Source organism: Lentzea indica, assembly GCF_012184385.1.
Classification (GTDB): domain Bacteria; phylum Actinomycetota; class Actinomycetes; order Mycobacteriales; family Pseudonocardiaceae; genus Lentzea; species Lentzea indica.
On sequence record NZ_VSRL01000546.1, the window covers coordinates 1 to 1,358 of the forward strand.

A 1,358-nucleotide genomic window follows, 5' to 3' on the forward strand; every position below is an offset into this window, starting at 1 on the left:
CGGGCCGCTGACCGCCGTGGACGGCCCGCCCGCGCCGGTCACCGTGATGGGCGCGATCGTGTCCCCCGCGGGAAGGACGTCCAGCACCGCCATGCCGACACGGGCGCGTGGTGCGGAGCGCAGCGCCAGGCCGACGGTCACGGTGTCCGGCTGGCGGATGCGGTGCCGGTAGCCGCGCCAGATCAGGTGGTGGTCCCCGGTGTCCGGTGTCTCCACGAGCAGGGCCTCGTCGCCGAGCACCTGACCGTCCGGTGGTTCCGCGCCGACCATCAGCATCGAGCGGTCCACGGTGGCGCCGGTGGAGTCGGGGGCGGAGCGTGAGCACAACGACCACGCGCCGCTCATCAACCGATCCGGCGCGGGGAGTGCGTCTGGGGCGTCCTGGATGCCGATGCGCGGCCCGCGCGGCACGCCGACGAGCGAATTGCGGGACACGGAACGGGTTTCGCCGTGCTTGCCGAGCGCGAGCAGGGCGGAGGTGTAGTTCAGCACCGGGTGCAGCCGCCCGTCGAGGTAGACGTACCTGGTGCCGGTTTCCTTCTCGACGATGACGGCGTCGCCGTCGCGCCACGCCTTGTTGCCGCCGGGCACGACCATGCCGTACACCCAGAAGCCCGCGAGCACGAGCACGGCGATCGCGATGCTGCCGAACGCGGCCATCGACGGCGGGCGGAACGGCGGGTGCTCCGGATCGGTCTCCCTGCGCACCAACGCCGATGTGACGCGCTGGACCAGGAACTGGTGCGACTGCAGTTCGTCGCGTTTGGACGCCACGTCACCCTCCCAGCCCGCGCAGCAGCCCGTACAGGCCGAGCACCGCGCACATCACCGGCACCGTGGCCAGCACCAGCACCATCTCCAGAATCTCGGCGTAGCGCCCGAGGAACGCGTTGGGCGCCCGCTTGCTGAACACCAGGCCCGCCACCACGGCGAGCGTTCCCGCTACCAACACTGCCGGCACGACCCACACCCCGATGGGCACGCGGAACGCGATGCAGGCGACCCCTGCGAGACCGGCTACCAGCAACGGAGCGCGGTGCCGGATCGCCTTGTACAGCCGGGCGCGCAGCAGCAAGCCGGGGCTCACTACCCCCAGCAACACGAGCGCCCAGAGATCACCGTTGAACGCCAGCAGCAACTCGCACGCGACGGCCGTCGCCGCGATGCCGCAGAGCAGCCCGGTCAGCAGTGAGTCCGCCCGCAGCACCGCTGCGTACACGACGGGACGCGGAGGCTGCGGGTCGTCGCGCACCAGATCGGCGCTTGCCACCAGGCTGCCGTACGGCGCCACAGACATCATCGGTGTCCAGGAACCCGATGGCCGTGCCGCCGTCGTCGCCGAGCTGGCGGTGCTCGCC

The 1,358-nt window shown here is 71.6% G+C and carries 1 protein-coding gene and 1 pseudogene; both read right to left on the reverse strand.

Annotated elements, in window-relative coordinates:
• Nucleotides 1-774, reverse strand: a 774-nt coding sequence (eccB, locus tag FXN61_RS49455; RefSeq protein ID WP_167980642.1) for a type VII secretion protein EccB, incomplete at its 3' end; no start/stop codon positions are given.
• Nucleotide 775: 1 nt separating this feature from the next.
• Nucleotides 776-1,358 (reverse strand): annotated as a pseudogene (locus FXN61_RS49460) (hypothetical protein); the annotation flags it as partial.